The organism is Streptomyces sp. NPDC088261, assembly GCF_044740805.1.
Taxonomy (GTDB): domain Bacteria; phylum Actinomycetota; class Actinomycetes; order Streptomycetales; family Streptomycetaceae; genus Streptomyces.
This window is the reverse complement of record NZ_JBIURL010000001.1, coordinates 614,571-637,250: the sequence shown is the minus strand read 5'-3', so window position 1 is coordinate 637,250 and position 22,680 is coordinate 614,571. Positions and strand designations below refer to the sequence as shown.

Genomic DNA, 22,680 nt, shown 5'->3' with positions numbered 1-22,680 from the left:
TCCACAGGCCATGTGGACGAGAGACCAGATGCTGTGGAGAACTCGCCCGATCCTGTGTACGGACCGGGGGACAGCACTGTGGACAAAATCATAGAGCCCCCGCCGCAACCATCCTGACCTGCGCTTTTTCCGTCCACCGGCTGTGGGGGAGAAAAACTTTCCCGACTGGACCAAGATCAGAACAAACGACGCACCACCGAGCCCCCGAACCCGCTCCACGTAAGGATCGCAGCTCCTTTGCGTCTCTTACCTGTGGAAGATTAGATTGAGCGCATGACACAGGCCCCCCAGGCAGCCAAGGCGACCCGCCGCCAGCACGACCGCGAGATCCTCGCGCTCGCCGTCCCCGCGTTCGGCGCGCTCGTCGCCGAACCGTTCTTCGTGATGGTCGACAGCGCGATCGTCGGCCATCTGGGTACGCGTCAGCTCGCCGGACTGGCGATCGCGGCGGCCCTGTTGACCACCGCGGTGAGCGTCTTCGTCTTCCTCGCCTACGCCACCACCGCGGCCGTCGCCCGGCGGGTGGGCGCGGGCGATCTCCGGGCCGCCATCCAGCAGGGCATGGACGGGATCTGGCTCGCGGTCCTGCTCGGCGTCGGAGTCATCGCCGTCACCCTGCCCGCCGCGCCGTGGCTCGTCGACCTGTTCGGGGCCTCCGACACCGCGGCACCGTACGCCATCACGTATCTGAGCATCTCCAGCCTCGGCATACCGGCCATGCTGGTGGTGCTGGCCGCCACCGGGGTGCTGCGGGGGCTCCAGGACACCAGGACGCCCCTGTACGTCGCCGTCGGCGGCTTCGGCGCCAACGCGGCGCTCAACGCGCTGTTCGTCTACGGCTTCGGGTTCGGGATCGCCGGGTCCGCGTGGGGGACGGTGATCGCGCAGTGCGGCATGGCGGCCGTCTATCTGGTGGTGGTCGTACGGGGAGCGCGCCGGTACGGTGCGTCGCTGCGTCCCGATCCCGCGGGGATACGGGCGGGTGCGCGGGCCGGAGTGCCGTTGCTGGTCCGTACGTTGTCGCTCCGGGCGGTGCTGCTGATCGCCACGGCGGTGGCGGCGCGGCTGGGTGATGCCGATATCGCGGCGCACCAGGTCATTCTGTCGCTCTGGAGTCTGACGGCTTTCGCGCTGGACGCGATAGCGATCGCGGGGCAGGCGATCATCGGGCGGTGTCTGGGGGCGGGGGACGTCCGGGGGGCGCGGGAGGCGTGCCGTCGGATGGTGTGGTGGGGGGTGGTGTCGGGGTTGGTGTTCGGGGTGGTGATCGTCCTGGCGCGTCCGTTGTTCGTTCCGTTGTTCACGGGGGATCAGGTGGTGCGGGACACGTTGGTGCCGGCGTTGTTGGTGGTGGCGGTGACGCAGCCGGTGTCGGGGGTGGTGTTTGTGCTGGACGGGGTGTTGATGGGGGCGGGGGACGGCCGGTATCTGGCGGGGGCGATGGTGGTGACGTTGGCGGTGTTCGCGCCGGTGGCGTTGGCGGTGCCGTCGTGGGGTGGGGGGTTGACGGCGTTGTGGTGGGCGATGGGTCTGATGATGGCGGTCCGGCTGGTGACGTTGTGGTGGCGGACGCGTTCCGGGCGGTGGTTGGTGGCGGGCGCGACGCGGTGAGATGTCCGGTTTCACGTGAAACATCGCGTGAGACGGGCCGGCGTGGGCCGGCATGGGCACGCAGGTGGAACGGCGGGAGGGCCGCATCCCCGGCTGGGATGCGGCCCTCTCGTGTGTTCGGTCGAGCGTGTTCTGTCGAGCGTTGCGTTACGCGGCGATGACCTCGATGCCGAGCTTCGCGGCGACCTCGGGGTGCAGCCGGACGGACACCTGGTGCGAGCCCAGGGTCTTGATCGGCGATCCGAGTTCGATGCGGCGCTTGTCGACGTCCGGGCCGCCGGCCGACTTGATCGCCGAGGCGAGGTCGGCGGGGGTGACGGAGCCGAAGAGGCGGCCGGCGTCGCCGGAGCGGACGGCCAGACGCACCTTGACGCCTTCGAGGCGGGCCTTGATCTCGTTGGCCTGCTCGATGGTCGCGATTTCGTGGATCTTGCGCGCGCGCCGGATCTGCGCGACGTCCTTCTCGCCACCCTTGGTCCAGCGGATCGCGAAACCGCGCGGGACCAGGTAGTTGCGGGCGTAGCCGTCCTTGACCTCGACGACGTCGCCCGCGGCACCGAGGCCGGTGACCTCGTGAGTGAGGATGATCTTCATGATTCGGTCACCCTCCCTTATCGCGCGGTGGACGTGTAGGGCAGCAGCGCCATCTCACGGCTGTTCTTGACGGCCGTGGCGACGTCGCGCTGGTGCTGTGTGCAGTTGCCGGTGACGCGGCGGGCACGGATCTTGCCGCGGTCGGAAATGAACTTCCGCAGCATGTTCGTGTCCTTGTAGTCCACGTACTGGGTCTTGTCCTTGCAGAATGCGCAGACCTTTTTCTTGGGCTTGCGCACAGGCGGCTTCGCCATGTGTATCTCCTGTTTGATCAAGAAGTGGGGTACGAGCCGGTCCCTCAGAAGGGAGGCTCGTCCGAGTAGCCGCCGCCGGAGCTTCCGCCCCAGCTGCCTCCGCCGTTGCCCCCGCCCCCGCTGGACGGCTGGCTGCCGCCCGCCGGTGCGCTGGTGGCCCACGGGTCGTCGGCGGGAGCCCCGCCTCCGCCCTGCGGGCCGCCGCCGCCGGAGCCGCCGCCCCAGCTGCCGCCGCCCTGCTGGCCGCCGCCACCGCCGCCGTACCCGCCCTGGCCCTGGCCTCCGCGGCCGGTGGTCTTGGTGACCTTGGCCGTGGCGCTCTTGAGGCTGGGGCCGACTTCTTCGACGTCCAGCTCGTAGACCGTGCGCTTGACGCCCTCACGGTCTTCGTAGGACCGCTGCTTCAGCCGGCCCTGCACGACGACGCGCATGCCTCGCTGGAGCGACTCCGCGACGTTCTCCGCCGCCTGACGCCAGACCGAGCAGGTGAGGAACAGGCCTTCGCCGTCCTTCCACTCGTTGGTCTGCCGGTCGAAGATGCGGGGTGTGGACGCGACACGGAACTTCGCGACCGCCGCACCGGACGGGGTGAAGCGCAGCTCGGGGTCGTCGACGAGATTGCCGACGACCGTGATGACGGTCTCGCCTGCCATGGGTGAACCTCTCGGCGGGGATTGCTTCTGGCTGCTTGCTGCTGCTACTCGAACCCGATGACGTGTGAGCTAGGTGCTCAGTGGGTCTCGGGGCGGAGGACCTTGGTCCGGAGGACCGACTCGTTCAGGTTCATCTGTCGGTCGAGCTCCTTGACGATCGCGGGCTCTGCCTGCAGATCGATGACCGAGTAGATGCCCTCGGGCTTCTTCTTGATCTCGTAAGAGAGACGACGACGGCCCCAGGTGTCGACCTTTTCGACCTTTCCGTTGCCCTCGCGGACGACGGAGAGGAAGTTCTCGATCAGCGGGGAGACAGCGCGCTCCTCGAGATCGGGGTCGAGGATGACCATCACTTCGTAGTGACGCATGTGGAACCCACCTCCTTTGGACTCAGCGGCCACGGTCGTTCCGTGGCAGGAGGGTCGTGATGCGTAGCAACGGTATCGGCCGCCACTGACAATCCGGCGCGGTGAGCGGGGGATCGTGTTCTGGCCTGGGCAGACACCGGTGCAGACCGTACAGACTACCCGCAGAGCGGCTTCCGGTTGAAATCCGGTCCCGGGCGGGCACAATCTGTACACAACGGGTGTGTGCGGCGCCGGCGTGCGCCGCCTTCCGGCGAAGCCAGGAGGTCCCTCATGGCACAGGCAGGGCGTACGAACTCGGCTCGTTCCCTCTTCGCTACGGACGGTAAGCCTCATCCGCTCCAGGACAGCCTGATCGCGGTGGCGTGGGTGCTGGGTGTGCTGGCGGTGACGACCGCGTTCTTCCACAACCTGCATCTGCTCACGTCGTGGGCCGGGCTGGTGGGGATCCTGGCGGGCGGTAGCGCGCAGTTCCTCTCGGTCACCACGCGTGAGCGTTTCCTGGCGGTCCTGGGGCTGGGGGCGTCGGGGGTCGGTTTCTTCATCGGGATGGCGCACGGCGGTCTGTTCGGCGGGGTGATCGGCTGACGGGTCCGGCGGGGTGATCGGCTGACGGGTCGGCGGGTGATGGGCTGACGGGCCGCTCCACCGCACGGCCAGTCGGGGCGCTTCACGGGCGCAGTAGGCTTCGGCGCGAGAGCCGGAGCCCCTGTATCCATGGGGACACACCTGCCGAGGAGCGCCCCGCATGAGCCTGACCCTGAGGACCATCAGTCGTGAGCAGCATCTGGCGTACATCCAGAGCCTGCCCGCGGCGAGTCATTGCCAGGTCCCGGCTTGGGCCGACGTGAAGACGGAGTGGCGTTCGGAGAACCTGGGCTGGTTTGACAAGGACGGACAACTCGTCGGTGTCGGGCTGGTGTTGTATCGGCAGTTGCCGAAGATCAAGCGGTATCTGGCGTATCTGCCGGAGGGTCCTGTGCTGAACTGGCACGCGCCCAATCTGGACGAGTGGATGCAGCCGATGCTGGCGCATCTGAAGCACCAGGGCGCGTTCTCGGTGAAGATGGGGCCGCCGGTGGTGATCCGCCGGTGGGACGCGGGTGCGATCAAGTCGGGTATTCAGGACCCGGATGTGAAGCGGCTGCGGGACGTCGAGGCGACGCACATCGAGCCGCGCGCGTTCGAGGTGTCGGACCGGTTGCGGAAGATGGGCTGGCAGCAGGCGGAGGACGGCGGTGCCGGTTTCGGTGACGTACAGCCCCGGTATGTCTTCCAGGTGCCGCTGGCGAATCGTTCGCTGGATGATGTCCTCAAGGGCTTCAACCAGTTGTGGCGGCGGAATATCAAGAAGGCCGAGAAGGCCGGTGTCGATGTGGTCCAGGGTGGTTACGAGGACCTGGAGGAGTGGCAGCGGCTGTACGAGATCACGGCCGAGCGTGATCATTTCCGGCCGCGGCCGCTCTCGTACTTCCAGCGCATGTGGAGTGTCCTGAACACCGAGGACCCGAATCGCATGCGGCTGTACTTCGCGCGTCACGAGGGTGAGAACGTGGCGGCGGCGACGATGCTGATCGTGGGCGGCCATGTCTGGTACTCGTACGGGGCGTCGGCGAACCACAAGCGCGAGGTCAGGCCGTCGAACGCGATGCAGTGGCGGATGCTGCGCGACGCGTACGCGATGGGTGCGACGGTGTACGACCTGCGGGGGATCTCGGATTCGCTGGACGAGACGGATCACCTTTTCGGTCTGATCCAGTTCAAGGTGGGTACCGGTGGCGAGGCCGTCGAGTACATCGGGGAGTGGGACTTCCCGCTGAACAAGTTGTTGCACAAGGCGCTCGACATCTACATGTCGCGGCGCTGACCGTGCCGGCGGGCGGGCGTAGTTTTCCGTAAAGCCGCCGGGATTGCCAAGTTTGTTCCTATCCTTTCGTTCCTACACCGCTGCCACGAGAAAGGTTCCGGCCCGGCATGGCGCTCTCTCTCTACGTCGACACCGCGCGCTGGCGGGCGCATCAGAAGTCGGTCATCGATCAGTTCCCGGGGCTTGTCCCGGTGTGCAAGGGCAATGGCTACGGCTTCAGTCATGAGCGTCTCGCGGACGAGACGACCCGCTTCGGTTCCGACATGCTCGCTGTCGGGACCATTTACGAGGCCGCCCGGATCAAGGACTGGTTCAGTGGCGACCTGCTCGTTCTGACGCCGTTCCGGCGGGGGGAGGAGCCGGTTCCGCTGCCCGACCGGGTGGTGCGTTCGGTCTCTTCCGTGGACGGGGTGTTCGCCCTGGTGGGTGCCCGTGTGGTCATCGAGTGCATGAGTTCGATGAAGCGTCATGGGGTGAAGGAGGAGGAGCTGGGCCAGTTGCACGCGGCCATCGAGGACGTGCGGCTGGAGGGTTTCGCCCTGCATCTCCCGCTGGACCGTACGGACGGTTCGGACGCGGTCGAGGAGGTCATCGGCTGGATGGACCGGTTGCGTGCGGCGCGGTTGCCGTTGCACACGATGTTCGTCAGTCATCTGCGGGCGGAGGAGCTGACGCGGTTGCAGCAGCAGTTCCCGCAGACGCGTTTCCGGGCGCGGATCGGGACCCGGCTGTGGCTGGGGGATCACGAGGCGACGGAGTACCGGGGCGCGGTGCTGGACGTGACGCGTGTCTCGAAGGGTGACCGGTTCGGTTACCGGCAGCAGAAGGCGGCGTCGGACGGCTGGCTGGTGGTGGTGGCCGGCGGGACGTCGCACGGAGTGGGCCTGGAGGCTCCGAAGGCGCTGCACGGGGTGATGCCGCGGGCCAAGGGGGTGGCGCGGGCGGGGCTGGCGACGGTGAACCGGAATCTGTCGCCGTTCGTGTGGGACGGGAAGCAGCGGTGGTTCGCGGAGCCGCCGCACATGCAGGTGTCGATCCTGTTCGTGCCGTCGGACGCGCAGGAGCCGAGGGTGGGTGCGGAGCTGGTGGCGCATCTGCGGCACACGACGACGCAGTTCGACCGGATCGTGGACCGCTGATCCGCTGATCCGCACGGCCCCTGGGTGTCCCTGGGGGCCGTACGCGGGCCTGGGGGCGCGTGTCCCGGGCCCGGAGGCCGTACGCGCCCCCCGTACCCCCTCAGACGCCGCCCGACGCCCGTCCCGCGGTCTCCGGGTCCGCCGGCGGGGGTCCCCAGTCGACCCGCGGCCCGTCCGCCGCCGGGTCGTCGCCGTACGGGGGCCGGGCGGGAAGTCCGAGCGCGTGGACGTCCTGTGCCCCGTCCAGGACGCCGCCGGAGGGGTCGTCGGAGCCGTCGGCCCGTACACCGTCCCGTTCGGGCAGCAGGATGTCGCGTACGACCATCGCGCACAGGTAGAGGGTTCCGGCGACGTGCAGGGCGATGGCGAGCTGGTAGCCCTCGGTGGGGAGTCCCTTGTGGCTGTCGCCGCTCATCGTGTACGCGAGGTACATCCAGATGCCCAGGAAGTACATGACCTCGCAGGCCTGCCAGATCAGGAAGTCGCGCCAGCGGGGGCGGGCCAGGGCGGCGAGCGGGACGAGCCACAGGACGTACTGCGGTGAGTACACCTTGTTGGTGAGGATGAAGACGGCGACGACGAGGAGGGCGAGCTGCGCGAAGCGCGGCCGTCGCGGCGCCATCATCGTGAGCGCGCCGATCGCCGCGCAGCCGAGGGCGACGAGGAGGGTCGCGGCGGTGTTGACGGTCTCGATGTTGATGGGGCGGCCGGTGCGCTGGGTGATGACCAGCCAGAAGGATCCGAAGTCGATGCCGCGTTCCTGGCTGAACGTGTAGAACTTCTGCCATCCCTGGGGGGCGAGCAGCATCACGGGGAGGTTGACCGCGAGCCAGGCGCCGGCGGCGCCGAGGGCGGCGGTGGTGAACTCCCGGAATTTCCCGGCCCGCCAGCAGAGGAAGAGCAGGGGGCACAGGAGGAGTACGGGGTAGAGCTTGGCTGCGGTCGCGAGGCCGATGAGGATGCCGAAGGCCAGGGGCCTGGAGCGGGACCACATGAGCATGGCGGCGGCGGTGAGCGCGACGGCGAGCAGGTCCCAGTTGATGGTCGCGGTGAGCGCGAAGGCGGGCGCGAGGGCGACGAGCAGGGCGTCCCAGGGGCGGCGGCGGTGGACGCGGGCGGTGCAGACGGCGATGACGGCCGCGCAGATCATGAGCATGCCCGCGTTGACCATCCAGTACATCTGCTCGCGGTACTGCAGGGAGCCGCCGGGGGTGAGCCAGGAGGCGACCTCCATGAAGAGTCCCGTCAGGACGGGGTACTCCAGGTACTGCATGTCGCCGTTGAGGCGGTCGAAGTAGGGGACGAGGTTGTCGGAGAAGCCGCGTCCCACGTAGAGGTGCGGGATGTCCGAGTAGCAGGCGTGGGTGTACTGCGAGGTGGCGCCGCGGAACCACGCCCAGTCGTAGCAGGGCATCTTCTGGGCCATGCCGAGGGCGAACATGCCGATCGCGACGAGCGCGACGACGCGGACGGGGGTGAGGCGGCTGCTGCCGTGCCAGGCCCAGCGCCCGGCGGGGCCGCCGATCAGTTCGCTGCCTGCGGCGGCGATCTCGTCGCGCCGGGTGGGGGCGACGACCGGTCGGTCCTGGTGCACGGTGGTCTCTTCTGCGCTGGGCATGGCGCCCATCCTGCCGTACGGCCCGGTGACGCGGCGAGGGCCGCCGTACCCGCGCGTACCGGGTGGGTACGCGGGGTGCGGCGGCCCTCGTGGGCGCTGCCGGGGCGGGGGCGGTGGGCCCCCGGGTGGTCGGCGTGGGGGCGGTCAGCCCTGTTGGCCGCCGAAGATGCCTCCGTCGCCGCCGCCGTTGCCGCCGCCGCCGGGGTCACCGGGGGGTGAGGTGGTCGTGGACGGGGTTCCGGTGTTGCCGCCGTTCTGGCCGCCGTTGTTGCCGCCGCCGTTGTTGCCGCCCCCGTTGTCGCCGCCGCCGTTCTGGCCGCCGTTGTTGTCCCCGCAGCCGAAGAGCCTGGTGCAGGTGTCGGAGGGGGAGGGTTCTTCGGAGGGGGTTTCGCTCGGGGTCTCCGAGGGGGTTTCGCTGGGGCTCTCGGAGGGGCTCTCGCTGGGCGAGGCGGTTTTGCTGGGGGTGGGGCTGGGGCTGGCGCCGCCGCCGTACCAGGCTTCGCCGAGGGGTTCGGGATCGGGGAAGGGCAGGGGCTTCTTGCCCTTCATGGCTTCCATCATGTAGTCGCGCCAGATGGTGGAGGGGAAGGAGGCTCCGTGGATCTTGTCCTCCCCGCCGGTGCCGAACATCTCCTCGAACTTGCGGTCCGTGTTGGTCGCGTCGTCGTCGAGCCGGTACATGTCGACCGCGGTGGAGATCTGCTTGGTGTAGCCCACGAACCAGGCGGACTTGTTGCCGTCGGTGGTGCCGGTCTTGCCGGCGACCTGGTGGCCCGGGAGCTGGGCGTTGCTTCCGGTGCCGTCCTCCACGACGGTCTTGAGGACGTCCGTGACGGTGTCCGCGACCGGTGCCGAGAAGGCGGACTTGACCTTGCCCTCGTGGGTGTAGACGGCCTTGCCCTTCTGGACGACCTTCTCCACGGAGTACGGCTCCCGCTGCTTGCCGCTGGACGCGAAGGTGGAGTAGGCGCCGGCCATGCGGATGGCGCTCGGCGTGGAGATGCCGATGGAGAACGACGGGACGTCGTTGTGGTTCATGGAGCCGTTGTTCAGCAGGCCCGCGCTGATGGCGGCCTGCCTCACCTGCGGGATGCCGACGTCCATGCCGAGCTGCACGTACGGGGAGTTGGCGGACTTCTTCATGGCTTCACGCAGGTCGATGGGACCGAACGACTCACCACCGTCGTTGGTCTGACGCCACTCGTTGCCCTCTTTGTCGGTCCAGATGGAACCGTCGAACCTCTTGATCTTGAGCTTGTTGTCGCCGTTGTAGATCGTCTTGTCCGGCGCGACGATCGTGCGCTTCCCGGACCCCTTGGGGTCCTGCACCCCGTCCTCCATCGCCGCGGCCAGCACGAACGGCTTGAAGGTCGATCCGACCTGGGCGCCGGTCTCGTTGGCGTTGTTGGTGAAGTGCTTGGTGGCGTCCTGGCCGCCGTAGATGGCGAGGATCGCGCCCGTCTCGTTGTCGATGGAGGCGCCGCCGAACTGGACGTGCGTGTCGGTCTCCGGACGCTTCTTGGGGTCGATCTTCGCGTCGTAGACCTTGCTGACGGCCTTGTCGAGAGCCGCGACCTTGTCCTTCTCGAAGGTCGTGTGGATCTCGTAGCCGCCCGCGGACAGCGTCTTCGCGTCGATGCCGAGGTCGGTGTTGTTCAGCACGTACGACTTGGCGAGGTCGACCAGGTACCCGGTCTGGCCGCCCAGCTTGTCGTTCTTCTTCAGCGGGTCGGGCATCGGGAACTTGGAGTACTTGGCACGCTCGGCCGGGGTGAGCTTCTTCTCGGCCACCAGCTCGTCGAGGATGCCCGACCAGCGGTCCGAGGCCCGCTTGAGGTTGGCCTCGGGGGTGGCGGCGGAGTCGTACTCCGTGGCACCCGCCGGGTCGTAGTACGTCGCGCCCTTGAGGAGCGTGGCGAGGAAGGCGCACTGGCTGGAGTTGAGCTTCTGCGCGTCCACTCCGTAGTACGTGCGGGCGGCGGCCTGGAGGCCGAAGGCGCCGCGTCCGTAGTAGGAGGAGTTCAGGTACCCCGCCATGATCTTTCTCTTGCCCCACTCGTTGCCCACCTTGATGGAGATGAACAACTCCTTGAACTTGCGGCTCAGGGTCTGGTTCTGGTCGTTGAGGACCGCGTTCTTGACGAACTGCTGGGTGATGGTGGAGCCACCCTGCGTCTCGCCGCCCTTGGCCATGTTCACGAAGGCGCGGGCGATGCCCTTGGGGTCGACGCCGGAGTCCTCCCAGAACGTCTTGTTCTCCGCGGCGACCACCGCCTCCTGCATCTCCATCGGGATCTCGGAGTAGTCGAGGATCTGCCGGTTGACCTCACCACCGGTGGCCGCCATCTGGCTGCCGTCGGCCCAGTAGTAGACGTTGTTCTGGGCCACCGCGGTGTCGACGATGCTCGGCGTCTTCACCATGGCGTACGCGATCGAGGCGGCCCCCATGAGGGAGGCGCAGAACGCCAGGAAGAGACCGGTGGTCAGCTTCCAGGAGGGGGTCCAGCGCCGCCAGCCGTACTTGTCGTGGCGCGGATAGTCGATGAGGCGCTTCTTGCGCGGCGGGCCGCCCCGGCCGCGGCCGGGTGGTCCTTCCGGATGTCCGGCGCGCCGGCCGCCGCGCTGCGAGGCGCGCCTGGCCTCGGCGCGGCCCCCGGCGGGGCGCTCCTCCTCGTACGCGTCGGAGGGGACGGCCGAATCGGCTCCACGGGAATGATCCGCGCGACGGCCGGACGGCTGCTGGGCCGCACGCCTGGCCGCGGCACGTCCGCCACCCTGCGACTGTGGCGATTTGCGACGGTGCTCGCTCATCGAACGACTACTCCTCGGGCAGGCGCATACGCCTGGAAGCGGCAGTTGAGTTCCGGTACCCCCGACCTCAATACGGATGGGCCCGGTGTCGGGCTCATCCGCCATGCATCCGGTGGGCCGAGTGGCTTGGCGTTCACTCGCACCCCAGGGTCCCCGGTGGTCTGCATGCCGCACAGACTACGCACGGTCAAACCCCTCCGAGAGCTGAAGTTCATGCCAAACCAGGCAAGTTGCTCGATGAGAATTAAGGATGTGACGCCGTTCACCATGTCCCCTCTTGTCGCAGGAGCATCTCCCCTCTATCGTCGTGATGTATCGAGTCGATACATCAGTACGGCATAAGGGTCCTGAACGACGGAGGAGGCGAAGGGTGAGCAGACGCTCGGGCATCCTTGAGTTCGCCGTCCTCGGTCTTCTCCGTGAGTCCCCCATGCACGGCTATGAGCTGCGGAAACGGCTCAATACGTCGCTGGGGATCTTCCGGGCGTTCAGTTACGGGACGCTCTATCCGTGTCTCAAGACGCTGGTCGCGAGCGGCTGGTTGATCGAGGAGCCGGGGAGTGCTCCGGAGGACGCGCTCGCCGCGTCCCTGGCGGGCCGCCGGGCGAAAATCGTCTACCGCCTCACGGCGGCGGGCAAGGAGCACTTCGAGGAGCTCCTGTCGCACACCGGTCCCGACGCCTGGGAGGACGAGCACTTCGCGGCTCGGTTCGCCTTCTTCGGCCAGACGGAGCGTGAGGTGCGGATGCGCGTGCTGGAAGGCCGCCGCAGCCGGCTGGAGGAGCGTCTGGAGAAGATGAGCGCCTCCCTGTCCCGTACGCGCGAGCGCCTCGACGACTACACGCTCGAGCTCCAGCGGCACGGCATGGAGTCCGTGGAGCGCGAGGTGCGCTGGCTGAACGAGCTCATCGAGAGCGAGCGGGCGGGGCGGGACCGGCGACGGTCGGGCCCCGGGGACCCCGCTGAGCAGGAAGAGACATCCGTGGAGGTGGACGGCCTGCCCCGGCACCGGGACACCGCGTCTCCCGGGGGTACGCCCCCGGGTCGCGGCGCCCCGCCGGATCCGTCCGCCGACACGGCCACATGAGATCCCGCACCTCGCGGGCCTCATCAGAACACTGAGATCACAGGGAGCAAGCGGAATGGGTTCGGTTCGCGTAGCCATCGTCGGCGTCGGCAACTGCGCCGCCTCGCTGGTGCAGGGCGTCGAGTTCTACAAGGACGCCGACCCGGCGGGCAAGGTCCCGGGTCTGATGCACGTCCAGTTCGGCGAGTACCACGTGCGGGACGTCGAGTTCGTCGCCGCCTTCGATGTCGACGCGAAGAAGGTCGGCCTCGACCTCGCGGACGCCATCGGTGCCAGCGAGAACAACACCATCAAGATCTGTGACGTGCCGTCCACCGGCGTCACCGTGCAGCGTGGCCACACGCTGGACGGCCTGGGCAAGTACTACCGCGAGACGATCGAGGAGTCCGGCGACGAGCCGGCCGACATCGTCCAGACCCTCAGGGACCGGCAGGTGGACGTTCTCGTCTGCTACCTGCCCGTCGGTTCCGAGGCCGCCGCGAAGTACTACGCGCAGTGCGCCATCGACGCCAAGGTCGCCTTCGTCAACGCCCTCCCGGTCTTCATCGCCGGTACGAAGGAGTGGGCGGACAAGTTCACCGAGGCCGGTGTCCCGATCGTCGGTGACGACATCAAGTCCCAGGTCGGCGCGACCATCACGCACCGCGTGATGGCGAAGCTCTTCGAGGACCGGGGTGTGGTCCTGGACCGCACGATGCAGCTGAACGTCGGCGGCAACATGGACTTCAAGAACATGCTGGAGCGTGAGCGCCTGGAGTCGAAGAAGATCTCCAAGACGCAGGCGGTCACCTCGCAGATCCGCGACCGCGACCTGGGCGCCGACAACGTCCACATCGGCCCGTCGGACTACGTGGCGTGGCTCGACGACCGCAAGTGGGCCTACGTCCGCCTCGAAGGCCGCGCCTTCGGTGACGTTCCGCTGAACCTGGAGTACAAGCTGGAGGTCTGGGACTCCCCGAACTCCGCGGGGGTCATCATCGACGCCGTGCGCGCCGCGAAGATCGCCAAGGACCGCGGGATCGGCGGCCCGATCCTCTCGGCGTCGTCGTACTTCATGAAGTCCCCGCCGGTGCAGTACTTCGACGACGAGGCCCGTGAGAACGTCGAGAAGTTCATCCGCGGCGAGGTCGACAAGTAGAACCCCGCGTTTCGCGGAAGCCGTTCGAGCACGATCGAGCAGGATCGAGGAGGGTCACCAGGCCGCCGGCCCGGTGACCCTCCTCTTCTGTGCCGCCTGTCCCTTCTGTGTCACCGTCGGGTGTGTGACGCTGGCTCCATGTCCGTCGTGGGTGATCTGCGCGTCCTGCTGCGCCTCGGTGACTTCCGCCGCCTGCTGACCGTCCGTCTGCTCTCGCAGGCCGCCGACGGGGTCTTCCAGGTCGCGCTCGCCACCTATGTCGTCTTCTCCCCCGAGAAGCAGACCTCGCCGGCCGCGATCGCCTCCACGATGGCGGTGCTGCTGCTGCCGTACTCCCTGATCGGCCCGTTCGCGGGCGTGTTGCTGGACCGCTGGCAGCGCCGGCAGGTGTTCCTGTACGGGAACCTGCTGCGCGCCCTGCTGGCCGGCTGTACGGCTCTGCTGATCCTGGCGCAGGTGCCGGACTGGCTGTTCTACGTCTCGGCGCTGTCGGTGACGGCGGTCAACCGGTTCGTTCTCGCGGGGCTCTCGGCCGCCCTGCCCCGGGTGGTGGACGCGGAGCGCCTGGTGGTCGCCAACTCCCTCTCCCCGACGGCCGGGACGCTGGCGGCGACCGCCGGGGGCGGTCTGGCCTTCCTCGTACGGCTGACGGTCCTGGACTCCGCCACCGCCGTGGTGCTGCTGGGCGCTGTCCTCTATCTCTGTGCGGCGCTCGCCTCGCTCCTGATGGCGCGTGAGCTGCTGGGCCCCGAACGGGCGCCGGACCGGCCGCGGTTCGGCGCGGCGGTGGCGTCCACCGTGCGGGGGCTCGCGGACGGGCTGCGGCATCTCGCGCGCCGGCCGGCGGCGGCGCGGGCGCTGGCGGCGATGGGGGTGATGCGGTTCTGCTACGGGGCGCTGACGGTGATGCTGCTGATGCTCTGCCGGTACGCGTGGACGGACCGGGAGTCGGACGGGCTGGCGCTGCTCGGCCTGGCCCTCGGTGTGTCCGGGGCCGGGTTCTTCGCCGCCGCCGTGCTCACCCCGTGGGCGGCGGGGCGGCTCGGTACGGCCGCCTGGACGGTGTGGTGCGCGGGTTCCGCGGCGGTGCTGCTGCCGCTTCTGGGGCTGCCCTTCGCGCCCGCGCCGCTGCTGGTGGCCGCGTTCGTCCTCGGCCTGGTGACGCAGGGGGCGAAGATCGCGACGGACACGGTGGTGCAGACGGCGGTGGACGACACCTTCCGGGGCCGGGTCTTCTCGCTGTACGACGTGCTGTTCAACGTCGCCTTCGTGGCGGCGGCGGGGGTGGCCGCGCTGGTGCTGCCCCAGGACGGCCGGTCGGCGCCGCTGGTGGTCGGGGTGGCGCTTCTCTACGCGGCCGTCGCCGTGGCGATGACGCGCAAGGGCGATGTTTCACGTGAAACATCGCCCTGGGAACGTCTCGACGGGGGTCATGTTTCACGTGAAACATGACCCCGCCGCCGTCAGTCCTGCGCGGAGTCCTGGGCGGCCCACCACTCCTTGAGGGCGGTGACGGCCGCATCGCGTTCCATCGGCCCGTTCTCCAGCCGCAGCTCCAGCAGGAAGGTGTAGGCGCGGCCGATCACCGGTCCGGGGCCGACGCCCAGGATCTCCATGATCTGGTTGCCGTCGAGGTCGGGCCGGATGGACTCCAGCTCTTCCTGTTCCTGGAGCTGGGCGATCCGGTCCTCCAGGCCGTCGTAGGCCTGGGAGAGGGCGTTCGCTTTGCGCTTGTTGCGGGTGGTGCAGTCCGACCGGGTCAGCTTGTGGAGCCGGCTGAGGAGGGGTCCGGCGTCGCGGACGTAGCGCCGGACCGCCGAATCCGTCCACTCGCCGGTGCCGTACCCGTGGAACCGCAGGTGGAGTTCGACCAGCCGGGACACGTCACGGATCAGGTCGTTGGAGTACTTGAGCGCGGTCATGCGCTTCTTGGTGAGCTTGGCGCCCACCACCTCGTGGTGGTGGAAGGAGACCCGGCCGTCCTTCTCGAAGCGCCGCGTCCTGGGCTTGCCGATGTCGTGGAGCAGCGCGGCCAGCCGCAGGACGAGGTCGGGGCCGTCCTCCTCCAGGTCGATGGCCTGCTCCAGCACGGTGAGTGAGTGCTCGTACACGTCCTTGTGCCGGTGGTGCTCGTCGCTCTCCAGCCGCAGGGCGGGCAGCTCGGGCAGGATCCGCTCGGCGAGGCCGGTGTCGACGAGCAGCGCCAGGCCCTTGCGGGGGTGGTCGGAGAGGAGCAGCTTGTTGAGTTCGTCGCGGATCCGCTCGGCGGAGACGATCTCGATCCGTTCCGACATCGCCTTCATGGCGGCGACGACGTCCGGGGCGACCTCGAAGTCCAGCTGGGCGGCGAAGCGGGCGGCCCGGAGCATGCGCAGCGGGTCGTCGGAGAAGGAGTCCTCGGGGGTGCCGGGGGTGCGCAGCACGCGGGCGGCCAGGTCGTCACGGCCGCCGTGCGGGTCGATGAAGTCCTTCCCGGGCAGGGCAACGGCCATCGCGTTGACCGTGAAGTCGCGGCGGACGAGGTCTTCCTCGATGGTCCGCCCGTAGGACACCTCGGGTTTGCGTGAGGTCCGGTCGTAGGCCTCGGAGCGGTACGTGGTGACCTCGATCTGGTAGCCGTCCTTCTGGCTGCCGACCGTGCCGAAGGCGATGCCGACCTCCCAGACCGAGTCCGCCCACGGCCTGATGATTCTCAGGACGTCCTCGGGGCGGGCGTCGGTGGTGAAGTCCAGGTCGTTGCCGAGCCGGCCGAGGAGGGCGTCCCGGACGGAACCGCCGACCAGGGCGAGCGTGAATCCGGCATCCTGGAATCGGCGTGCGAGGTCGTCCGCGACGGGGGACACCCGGAGCAGTTCGCTGACCGCACGGCGCTGCACCTGGTTCAGTGCGCTGGGATTGTCTTCATTGGCGTTCGGCACAACAGAAAAGATTACGTGTCCCGGCCGGTGCGGGCTCCCCCGTTTCCGGCGGCCCGGCCTCCGATGCACGGGTTTCGGGCGGGGCATGAGATTCTTCCGATCATGTGGGGCGGTGCCCAGCACTTCGCCACAGCGCACATCGTTACCATGCGTGGACGCAGCAGTCGACAACCACCAACGGCAGCAGACGACGACGAGGGACGGGCGAGCGCGTGGCCGAGGCGGCAGACTTCCAGGGGAGGGGTCACTCTCCTGCCCGCCGGTGGCTGTGGCGCGCAGCCTCCCTGATGGCGGGTGCGCCGCTCCTGGGCGCGCTGGCGGCCGGTGCGGGGGCTTCCCCGGCCCAGGCCGCGGTGGAGTCCGCCACCGGGGCGCGTACAGTCACCGTGGCGCTCGACACGCTGACGCCGAGTGCTCCGGTGAAGGGCGACACGCTGGTCGTCTCGGGCACGGTGACCAACAAGAGCAAGAGCCCGGTCACCGAGGCGCGGGTGGATCTGCGGGTGGGGCCGCCGCTGTCCGGTCGGACCGCCATCGACGACGCGGCCGAGCGCTCCCCCGACACGGCGGCCGAGGTGCCGCCGCTCGGCGGCTCGTACCAGGTCGACCTCGCGAAGCTCGCCCCGGGCGTGCCGTACACCTTCTCCCTGTCCGTCCCGGTCGGCAAGCTCGGCCTGGGCGAGGACGGCGTGTACCAACTCGGTGTCTCGGTGAGCGGGGACACGGCGGACGCCCCGTACGAGCACGTGGTGGGCGTCCAGCGGACCTTCCTTCCCTGGCAGCCCGAGGCGACGCGCAAGCGGACGCAGATCACCTACCTGTGGCCGCTGATCTCGACCACGCGCATGTCGGCGCAGACCGGCTCCGACGACCAGCAGACGCCGGTCTTCGAGAACGACGACCTGGCCGGGGAGCTGGCTCCGGGTGGCCGGCTGGATCAGCTGGTGTCGCTCGGCAATCAGCTTCCCGTCACCTGGGTCATCGATCCCGACCTGCTGGCCAGTGCCGACGCGATGGCCGGCAACTACCGGGTCAGGAGCGGGAAGAACACGGTGCCGGGCAAGAGCCAGGCCGTGGCCAGGCAGTGGCTCAACTCCCTGGAGAAGGCCGTGCAGGACCGCAAGGTCGTGGCGCTGCCGTTCGCCGATCCCGACCTGGCGTCGCTGGCCCACCGCGGCAAGGACGTCTCGGGCTCGCTCAGCCAGCTCCAGCCGGCCACGGACGCGGCGGTGAGCACCGTGGACACCATCCTGCACGTGAAGCCGTCGGTCGATTTCGCCTGGCCGGTGAACGGGGCGATCGATCCCTCGATCGTCGACGTGGCGACGTCGGCGGGCGCGCACAAGGTGATCACCCGCAGCGACAGCCTCCAGGACAACCTGCCCTACACACCCACCGCGGCCCGGCCCATCGGCGGCGGAACCACGGCGGTCGTGGCCGACACCCGGCTCTCCACCGCCTTTCAGGGCGACATGACGTCGGCGGACGACTCGATCCTCGCGGTGCAGAAGTTCCTCGCCCAGTCCCTCGCGGTGACCCTCCAGCAGCCCGGGAACCAGCGCAGCATCGTGGTCGCCCCCCAGCGGATGCCCACGGTCGCCCAGGCGCAGTCGATGGCGCGGGCGCTGCACGGCCTGGACCCGGAGCGCTGGACGCAGACCTCGGACCTGCCGGCGGCGGCCGCGGCCAAGCCGGACCCGGACGCCAATACGAAGGTGCCGGGCGCCTCCCGCTACCCGAAGAAGCTCCGCGGCCAGGAGCTGCCGACGCAGGCGTTCCAGGAGATCAGGACCACCCAGGACGCGCTCGACAAGTTCAAGGCCGTCCTGAGCCTGCCCGACCGGGTCGACGCGCCCTTCAGCAACGCGATCAACCGCTCGCTGTCGACGTCGTGGCGCGGGGACCGGACCGACGCCGGGCAGTACCGGCGGAGCGTGGACCGGTACCTGCGGATCCTGACGGACGAGGTGCAGCTGGTCCCGAAGTCCGACCTCACCCTGTCGGGGCGCAGCGCGACCATCCCGGTGACCGTGCAGAACAACCTGCTCCAGGGGGTGGAGCATCTGATGCTGCGCCTGGAGTCCGGCCAGCCGACGCGTCTGAAGATCGACGGCAGCAAGGACGTGGCGGAGCAGCCCATCAAGATCGACGGTGGGCACAGCCAATCGGTGAAGTTCTCCGCGGCGGGCAATGCCAACGGCCGGGTCGAGGTGACCGCTCAGCTGTACACGGTGGACGGCAAGCCGTACGGCAAGAGCATGACGTTCAACGTGAAGGTCTCGGAGGTCACCCCGACGGTCCTGCTCGTGATGGCCGCCGGGGTGCTGCTGCTGGCGCTCGCCGGGGTCAAGATGTACAGCCGGCGCAAGCGGACGGCGGCGCGCAGGGCGGCGGCCGTGACCGGGGACGGCGCGTCCGTGCCCGGGGACGGCGGGGACGCGGATCCCGGGCAGCGGAGTGACCCGACACCGGACACCGGACCGGAAAGCGCAAGCCCGTCGGACACGGGTGAGAAAGTGGACCGTTGAGCGATGTCGTGGCCGGTCGGCCGGGGACGATGAGGTGGGGTAACCATGAACGCGCCGTACGACGGTGACCGCGGGCAGGGCGCGGCCGGCGATCCGGCAGGCCAGGTTCCGCCCTCTGGCAGGCCCGCCCAGGATCCGTATGCCACGCCGGATCCCTATGCCCCGGATCCCTATGCGCAGAATCCCCCGGTCCCCGACCCCTATGTCCAGGACTCCTATCAGCAGGATCCGTACTGGGCGCAGGGTGTGGCCGCGCAGGATCCGGTGAGCGAGGCGTTGTACGACCGCGCCTCGCACCCGCCGCCGCCTCCGGGCTCGTACCAGGACACGACGCAGCTGTACCAGCCGCCGGCGCAGCAGTACCCGCCGGATCCCCGGGTCTGGGCGCAGACCCCGCCGCCGGAGCCGGCCGGGGTGTCGCGTCATCTGCCGTACGGGGACGATCCGCGCACCACCCAGTTCACGGGGGTCGACGAGCTGGTCTCGCAGGCCGGCGCGGAGGCGCCGCCGCCGGACGCGTTCGCGCACCTGTACCGGGATCAGCAGGGCCTGGCCAGGACTCCGGTCGCGACGGAGCCCGAGCCGGTCCCGGTGCCGCCGCCGCCCGCGAAGGCCGGTGGACGGGCCTCGGGTCTGCTGAAGTCGAGCGCGCTGATGGCCGCGGGCACGCTGGTGTCGCGGCTCACCGGTTTTGTACGGAGCCTGGTGATCACCGCCGCGCTGGGTGCCGCGCTGCTCGGTGACTCGTACACGGTGGCGGCGACCCTGCCGACGATGATCTACATCCTGACCGTCGGCGGCGGTCTGAACTCCGTCTTCGTCCCGCAGCTCGTGCGGTCGATGAAGAACGACGAGGACGGCGGGGTGGCCTACGCCAACCGTCTGCTGACGCTGGTCGTGGTGGCGCTGGGTGTCATCGTGGCCGTGGCGGTCTTCGCGGCGCCGCTGCTGATCCAGCTGATGTCGGACACGATCGCGGGCAACGCGGCCGCGAACAACGTGGCCGTCACCTTCGCCCGCTACTGCCTGCCCACGATCTTCTTCATGGGTGTGCACGTGGTCATGGGCCAGATCCTCAACGCGCGCGGGAAGTTCGGCGCGATGATGTGGACCCCGGTCCTCAACAACATCGTCGTGATCGCCACGTTCGGCCTGTTCATCTGGGTGTACGGCACCGCCGACACCTCGGAGATGACGGTACGGACCATCCCGCCGGACGGCGTGCGGCTGCTGGGCGTCGGCACCCTCCTCGGTCTCACCGTGCAGGCCCTGGCGATGATCCCGTACCTGCGCGAGGCCGGGTTCCGGTTCCGTCCCCGGTTCGACTGGAAGGGCCACGGCCTCGGCAAGACCGTCAAGCTCGCCAAGTGGACGGTCCTGTTCGTCCTCGCCAACCAGGCGGGCGTCCTGGTCGTCACCCAGCTGGCGACCGCGGCCGGTCACGCGTCCGGCAAGGACGGCACGGGCATCCTGGCCTACAGCAACGCCCAGCTGATCTGGGGCATGCCGCAGGCCATCATCACCGTCTCCGTCATGGCCGCCCTGCTGCCGCGGATCTCCCGCGCCGCGCAGGACGACGACCCGGGCGCGGTGCGCGACGACATCTCCCAGGGGCTGCGCAACTCGGCGGTCGCGATCGTCCCCATCGCCTTCGCGTTCCTGGCGCTGGGTGTCCCGATGTCCACGCTGCTGTTCTCGTCGAGCGGCCTGGAGTCGGCGCGGTCCATGGGCTTCATCCTCATGGCGTTCGGCCTCGGGCTGATCCCGTACTCGGTGCAGTACGTGGTGCTGCGCGGCTTCTACGCGTACGAGGACACCCGCACCCCCTTCTACAACACGGTGATCGTCGCGGCGGTCAACGCCGGCGCCTCCGCCCTCTGCTACGTGGTGCTGCCCTCCCGCTGGGCCGTCGTCGGCATGGCCGCCTCGTACGGGCTGGCCTACGCGGTCGGGGTCGGTATCGCCTGGCGCAGGCTCAAGAAGCGCCTCGGCGGGGATCTGGACGGCGGCCGGGTCATGCGGACGTACGCCCGTCTGTGCCTGGCCTCCGTCCCGGCGGCCCTGCTCGCGGGCGCGGCGGCCTACTTCCTCCTCCAGTCGCTCGGCAGCAGCGCCGGGGCGTCGCTGGTCGCGCTCCTGGGCGGTGGGATGGTCCTGTTGGCCGTCTTCTTCGTCGCGGCGAAGAAGATGCGGATCGAAGAACTCAACTCCATGGTGGGCATGGTGCGCGGACGGCTGGGACGCTAGAGCGGGGCGGCCGGGCACAACCATCACCGGCCGCCGCGTGTCGTGCATAGCGTCCGACTGTGGGCACAATTGGCTTGGCTGTTGGACAGCACGCAACGGATGGGGAGGCAGGAGCGACGGTGGCGGAACGTAGCACGGCTGCCGTCGACGTGGCCGACAACGGCGGCGACGAGCCGCCGACCGCCAAGGCGGACAAGGCCACGGCCGACGGGTTGTCGAAGACCCAGCACACGGCGGACGCGTCCGCCGCGGGCAAGGACGGCGAACGGCGGGGCACCGAGCCGACCGTCGCCGCACCGGAACTGCACAGCGGTCACAAGCTCGCGAGACGCTACCGCCTGGAGGAGTGCGTCACCCGTCTGGACGGTTTCAGCAGCTGGCGTGCCGTGGACGAGAAACTGCGCCGCGCCGTCGGCGTACATCTCCTGCCCGCGGACCACCCACGGGCGCGTTCCGTGCTCGCCGCGGCCCGGTCCGCCGCACTGCTCGGCGACCCCCGCTTCGTCCAGGTCCTGGACGCCGTCGAGGAGAACGACCTCGTCTACGTCGTCCACGAGTGGCTGCCCGACTCCGTCGAGCTCACCGCGCTGCTCGCCGCGGGACCCCTGGAGCCCCACGACGCCTACCAGCTCGTCAGCCAGCTCTCCCAGGCCATGGCGGCCGCCCACCGGGAAGGCCTCGCCCATCTGCGGCTGACCCCCGGAGCGGTCCTGCGCACCTCCAGCGGCCAGTACCGCATCCGGGGGCTCGCGGTGAACGCCGCGCTGCGCGGCATCCGCGCCGACCGGCCCCAGCGCACCGACACCGAGGCGATCGGCGCGCTGCTCTACGCCGCGCTGACCCAGCGCTGGCCGTACGACACCGACGCGTACGGACTCTCCGGGCTGCCGAAGGGGGTCGGCCTGATCGCGCCGGACCAGGTGCGCGCGGGCATCCACCGCGGCCTGTCCGAGCTCGCGATGCGGGCCCTGGTCAACGACGGGGCCACGGCCTCCCGCCAGGAGCCGCCCTGCACCACACCGGACGAACTGGCCGCGGCCGTCGCGGAGATGCCGCGCATCCGGCCGCCCGACCCGTCGTTCGTGTCGCCGCCGGACTACCAGCGCACCACGTACCAGCAGGGCACCTACGGGCAGCCGGGCGCGTACGGCCAGCAGCCGGGCGGCCCCGGGACCGTTCCCAGCCGGCCCGTGCCGGTCCCGCCGCCCCCGCTCCAGGGCCGCACCGGCAAGGCGCTGAAATGGACGGTCGCCGCGCTCCTCATCGCGGCGCTGGGCCTGGGCAGCTGGCAGGTCGCCGACCGGGTCCTCGGCAGCGAGAACAACCGGGACGACCCCGGGACCACCCGCACCACGAACGACACCGGGGACAAGGCACCGCGCCCCGCCAGGCCGATCGCCATCGTCGGCGCCCACGACTTCGACCCGTTCGGCTCGGACAGGTCGGAGAAGCCCGCCGGGATAGGGAACAGCTACGACGGTGACCCCAGCACGTACTGGAACACCGACGGCTACCTGAGCGCGCGGCTGGGGAACCTCAAGCCCGGGGTCGGCATCATCCTGGACCTGGGCCGCGCCCGGAGCGTCCGGAGTGTGAAGGTCTCCTTCGACGGCGGGGACACGACGGTGGAGCTGCGCGCCGCGTCCCCCGGGACGACGGAGCAGCCGGCCGAACTGACGGGCTTCGGGAAGATCGCGGAAGGATCCGGTACGGATGTCACCCTCAAGCCCGGCAAGCCGTTCCGGACGCGGTACGTTCTGGTCTGGCTGACCAAGCTCCCGCCGTCCGACGGTTCCTTCTTCCGGGGCAAGGTCTCCGAAATCAAGATCACCGGCTGACCGGGCCGGCCG

At 69.4% G+C, this 22,680-nt stretch carries 17 protein-coding genes; 10 read left to right on the top strand and 7 right to left on the bottom strand.

Annotation, left to right across the window (positions count from 1 at the left end):
* The first annotated feature begins 273 nt into the window (after nt 1-273).
* On the top strand, nt 274-1,611 hold the full coding sequence (locus tag ACIODU_RS02750; RefSeq protein WP_401763085.1) for an MATE family efflux transporter: 1,338 nt from the start codon (nt 274-276) through the stop codon (nt 1,609-1,611).
* 147 nt (nt 1,612-1,758) lie between these two features.
* Here the strand turns inward: ACIODU_RS02750 and rplI are convergent, their stop codons facing one another.
* From rplI to rpsF, 4 genes are all read right to left on the bottom strand, one after another.
* The gene (rplI, locus tag ACIODU_RS02745; protein ID WP_161310987.1) at nt 1,759-2,205 is read right to left on the bottom strand and encodes a 50S ribosomal protein L9; all 447 of its coding nucleotides are present in this window, start codon (nt 2,203-2,205) and stop codon (nt 1,759-1,761) included.
* Nucleotides 2,206-2,222: 17 nt separating this feature from the next.
* Nucleotides 2,223-2,459 carry a 30S ribosomal protein S18 gene (gene rpsR, locus ACIODU_RS02740; RefSeq protein WP_003967857.1) on the bottom strand — a complete coding sequence of 79 codons (237 nt, stop codon included), beginning with the start codon at nt 2,457-2,459 and terminating at the stop codon, nt 2,223-2,225.
* A gap of 44 nt (nt 2,460-2,503) precedes the next feature.
* On the bottom strand, nt 2,504-3,112 hold the full coding sequence (locus ACIODU_RS02735; protein WP_401763082.1) for a single-stranded DNA-binding protein: 609 nt from the start codon (nt 3,110-3,112) through the stop codon (nt 2,504-2,506).
* A 77-nt stretch (nt 3,113-3,189) separates the two neighbouring features.
* Nucleotides 3,190-3,480, bottom strand: a complete 291-nt coding sequence (gene rpsF / locus ACIODU_RS02730) for a 30S ribosomal protein S6 (protein ID WP_073787253.1) — start codon at nt 3,478-3,480, stop codon at nt 3,190-3,192.
* Between the two features lie 270 nt (nt 3,481-3,750).
* On the opposite strand from rpsF, the gene ACIODU_RS02725 reads away from it, so the two are divergent.
* From ACIODU_RS02725 to ACIODU_RS02715, 3 genes are all read left to right on the top strand, one after another.
* Nucleotides 3,751-4,065, top strand: coding sequence for a hypothetical protein (locus ACIODU_RS02725; protein WP_356418102.1), 315 nt, complete (start codon nt 3,751-3,753; stop codon nt 4,063-4,065).
* Nucleotides 4,066-4,225: 160 nt separating this feature from the next.
* Nucleotides 4,226-5,344, top strand: a complete 1,119-nt coding sequence (locus ACIODU_RS02720) for a peptidoglycan bridge formation glycyltransferase FemA/FemB family protein (protein WP_161308632.1) — start codon at nt 4,226-4,228, stop codon at nt 5,342-5,344.
* 107 nt (nt 5,345-5,451) lie between these two features.
* Nucleotides 5,452-6,483: an alanine racemase gene (locus tag ACIODU_RS02715; protein ID WP_161308633.1), complete on the top strand. Its 1,032-nt coding sequence runs from the start codon at nt 5,452-5,454 to the stop codon at nt 6,481-6,483.
* A gap of 100 nt (nt 6,484-6,583) precedes the next feature.
* On the opposite strand, the gene ACIODU_RS02710 is transcribed toward ACIODU_RS02715, so the two are convergent.
* Complete coding sequence (locus ACIODU_RS02710) at nt 6,584-8,101, bottom strand: glycosyltransferase family 87 protein (RefSeq protein ID WP_401763077.1); 1,518 nt, start codon at nt 8,099-8,101, stop codon at nt 6,584-6,586.
* 144 nt (nt 8,102-8,245) lie between these two features.
* Nucleotides 8,246-10,912: a transglycosylase domain-containing protein gene (locus tag ACIODU_RS02705; RefSeq protein ID WP_401763074.1), complete on the bottom strand. Its 2,667-nt coding sequence runs from the start codon at nt 10,910-10,912 to the stop codon at nt 8,246-8,248.
* A gap of 370 nt (nt 10,913-11,282) precedes the next feature.
* On the opposite strand from ACIODU_RS02705, the gene ACIODU_RS02700 reads away from it, so the two are divergent.
* The 3 genes from ACIODU_RS02700 (at nt 11,283) to ACIODU_RS02690 (ending at nt 14,589) form a co-directional block, all read left to right on the top strand.
* A complete protein-coding gene (locus ACIODU_RS02700) occupies nt 11,283-11,999 on the top strand; it encodes a helix-turn-helix transcriptional regulator (RefSeq protein WP_356418109.1) in 717 nt (238 codons plus the stop codon).
* Between the two features lie 55 nt (nt 12,000-12,054).
* Entirely contained in the window at nt 12,055-13,137 is a 1,083-nt protein-coding gene (locus ACIODU_RS02695; RefSeq protein WP_356418111.1) for an inositol-3-phosphate synthase, read from the top strand.
* A 138-nt stretch (nt 13,138-13,275) separates the two neighbouring features.
* The gene (locus ACIODU_RS02690; RefSeq protein WP_401763072.1) at nt 13,276-14,589 is read left to right on the top strand and encodes an MFS transporter; all 1,314 of its coding nucleotides are present in this window, start codon (nt 13,276-13,278) and stop codon (nt 14,587-14,589) included.
* An 11-nt stretch (nt 14,590-14,600) separates the two neighbouring features.
* Here the strand turns inward: ACIODU_RS02690 and ACIODU_RS02685 are convergent, their stop codons facing one another.
* Nucleotides 14,601-16,055, bottom strand: a complete 1,455-nt coding sequence (locus ACIODU_RS02685; protein ID WP_401763070.1) for a CCA tRNA nucleotidyltransferase — start codon at nt 16,053-16,055, stop codon at nt 14,601-14,603.
* Between the two features lie 212 nt (nt 16,056-16,267).
* Between ACIODU_RS02685 and ACIODU_RS02680 the strand changes: the two genes are divergently transcribed.
* The 3 genes from ACIODU_RS02680 to ACIODU_RS02670 all read left to right on the top strand — a co-directional run bounded on the left by ACIODU_RS02680 (nt 16,268) and on the right by ACIODU_RS02670 (nt 22,668).
* Complete coding sequence (locus tag ACIODU_RS02680) at nt 16,268-18,583, top strand: DUF6049 family protein (protein WP_401763067.1); 2,316 nt, start codon at nt 16,268-16,270, stop codon at nt 18,581-18,583.
* Nucleotides 18,584-18,628: 45 nt separating this feature from the next.
* Nucleotides 18,629-20,830 carry a murein biosynthesis integral membrane protein MurJ gene (gene murJ, locus ACIODU_RS02675; protein ID WP_401763065.1) on the top strand — a complete coding sequence of 734 codons (2,202 nt, stop codon included), beginning with the start codon at nt 18,629-18,631 and terminating at the stop codon, nt 20,828-20,830.
* Nucleotides 20,831-20,949: 119 nt separating this feature from the next.
* On the top strand, nt 20,950-22,668 hold the full coding sequence (locus ACIODU_RS02670) for a protein kinase family protein (RefSeq protein WP_401763062.1): 1,719 nt from the start codon (nt 20,950-20,952) through the stop codon (nt 22,666-22,668).
* Nucleotides 22,669-22,680 lie beyond the last annotated feature (12 nt).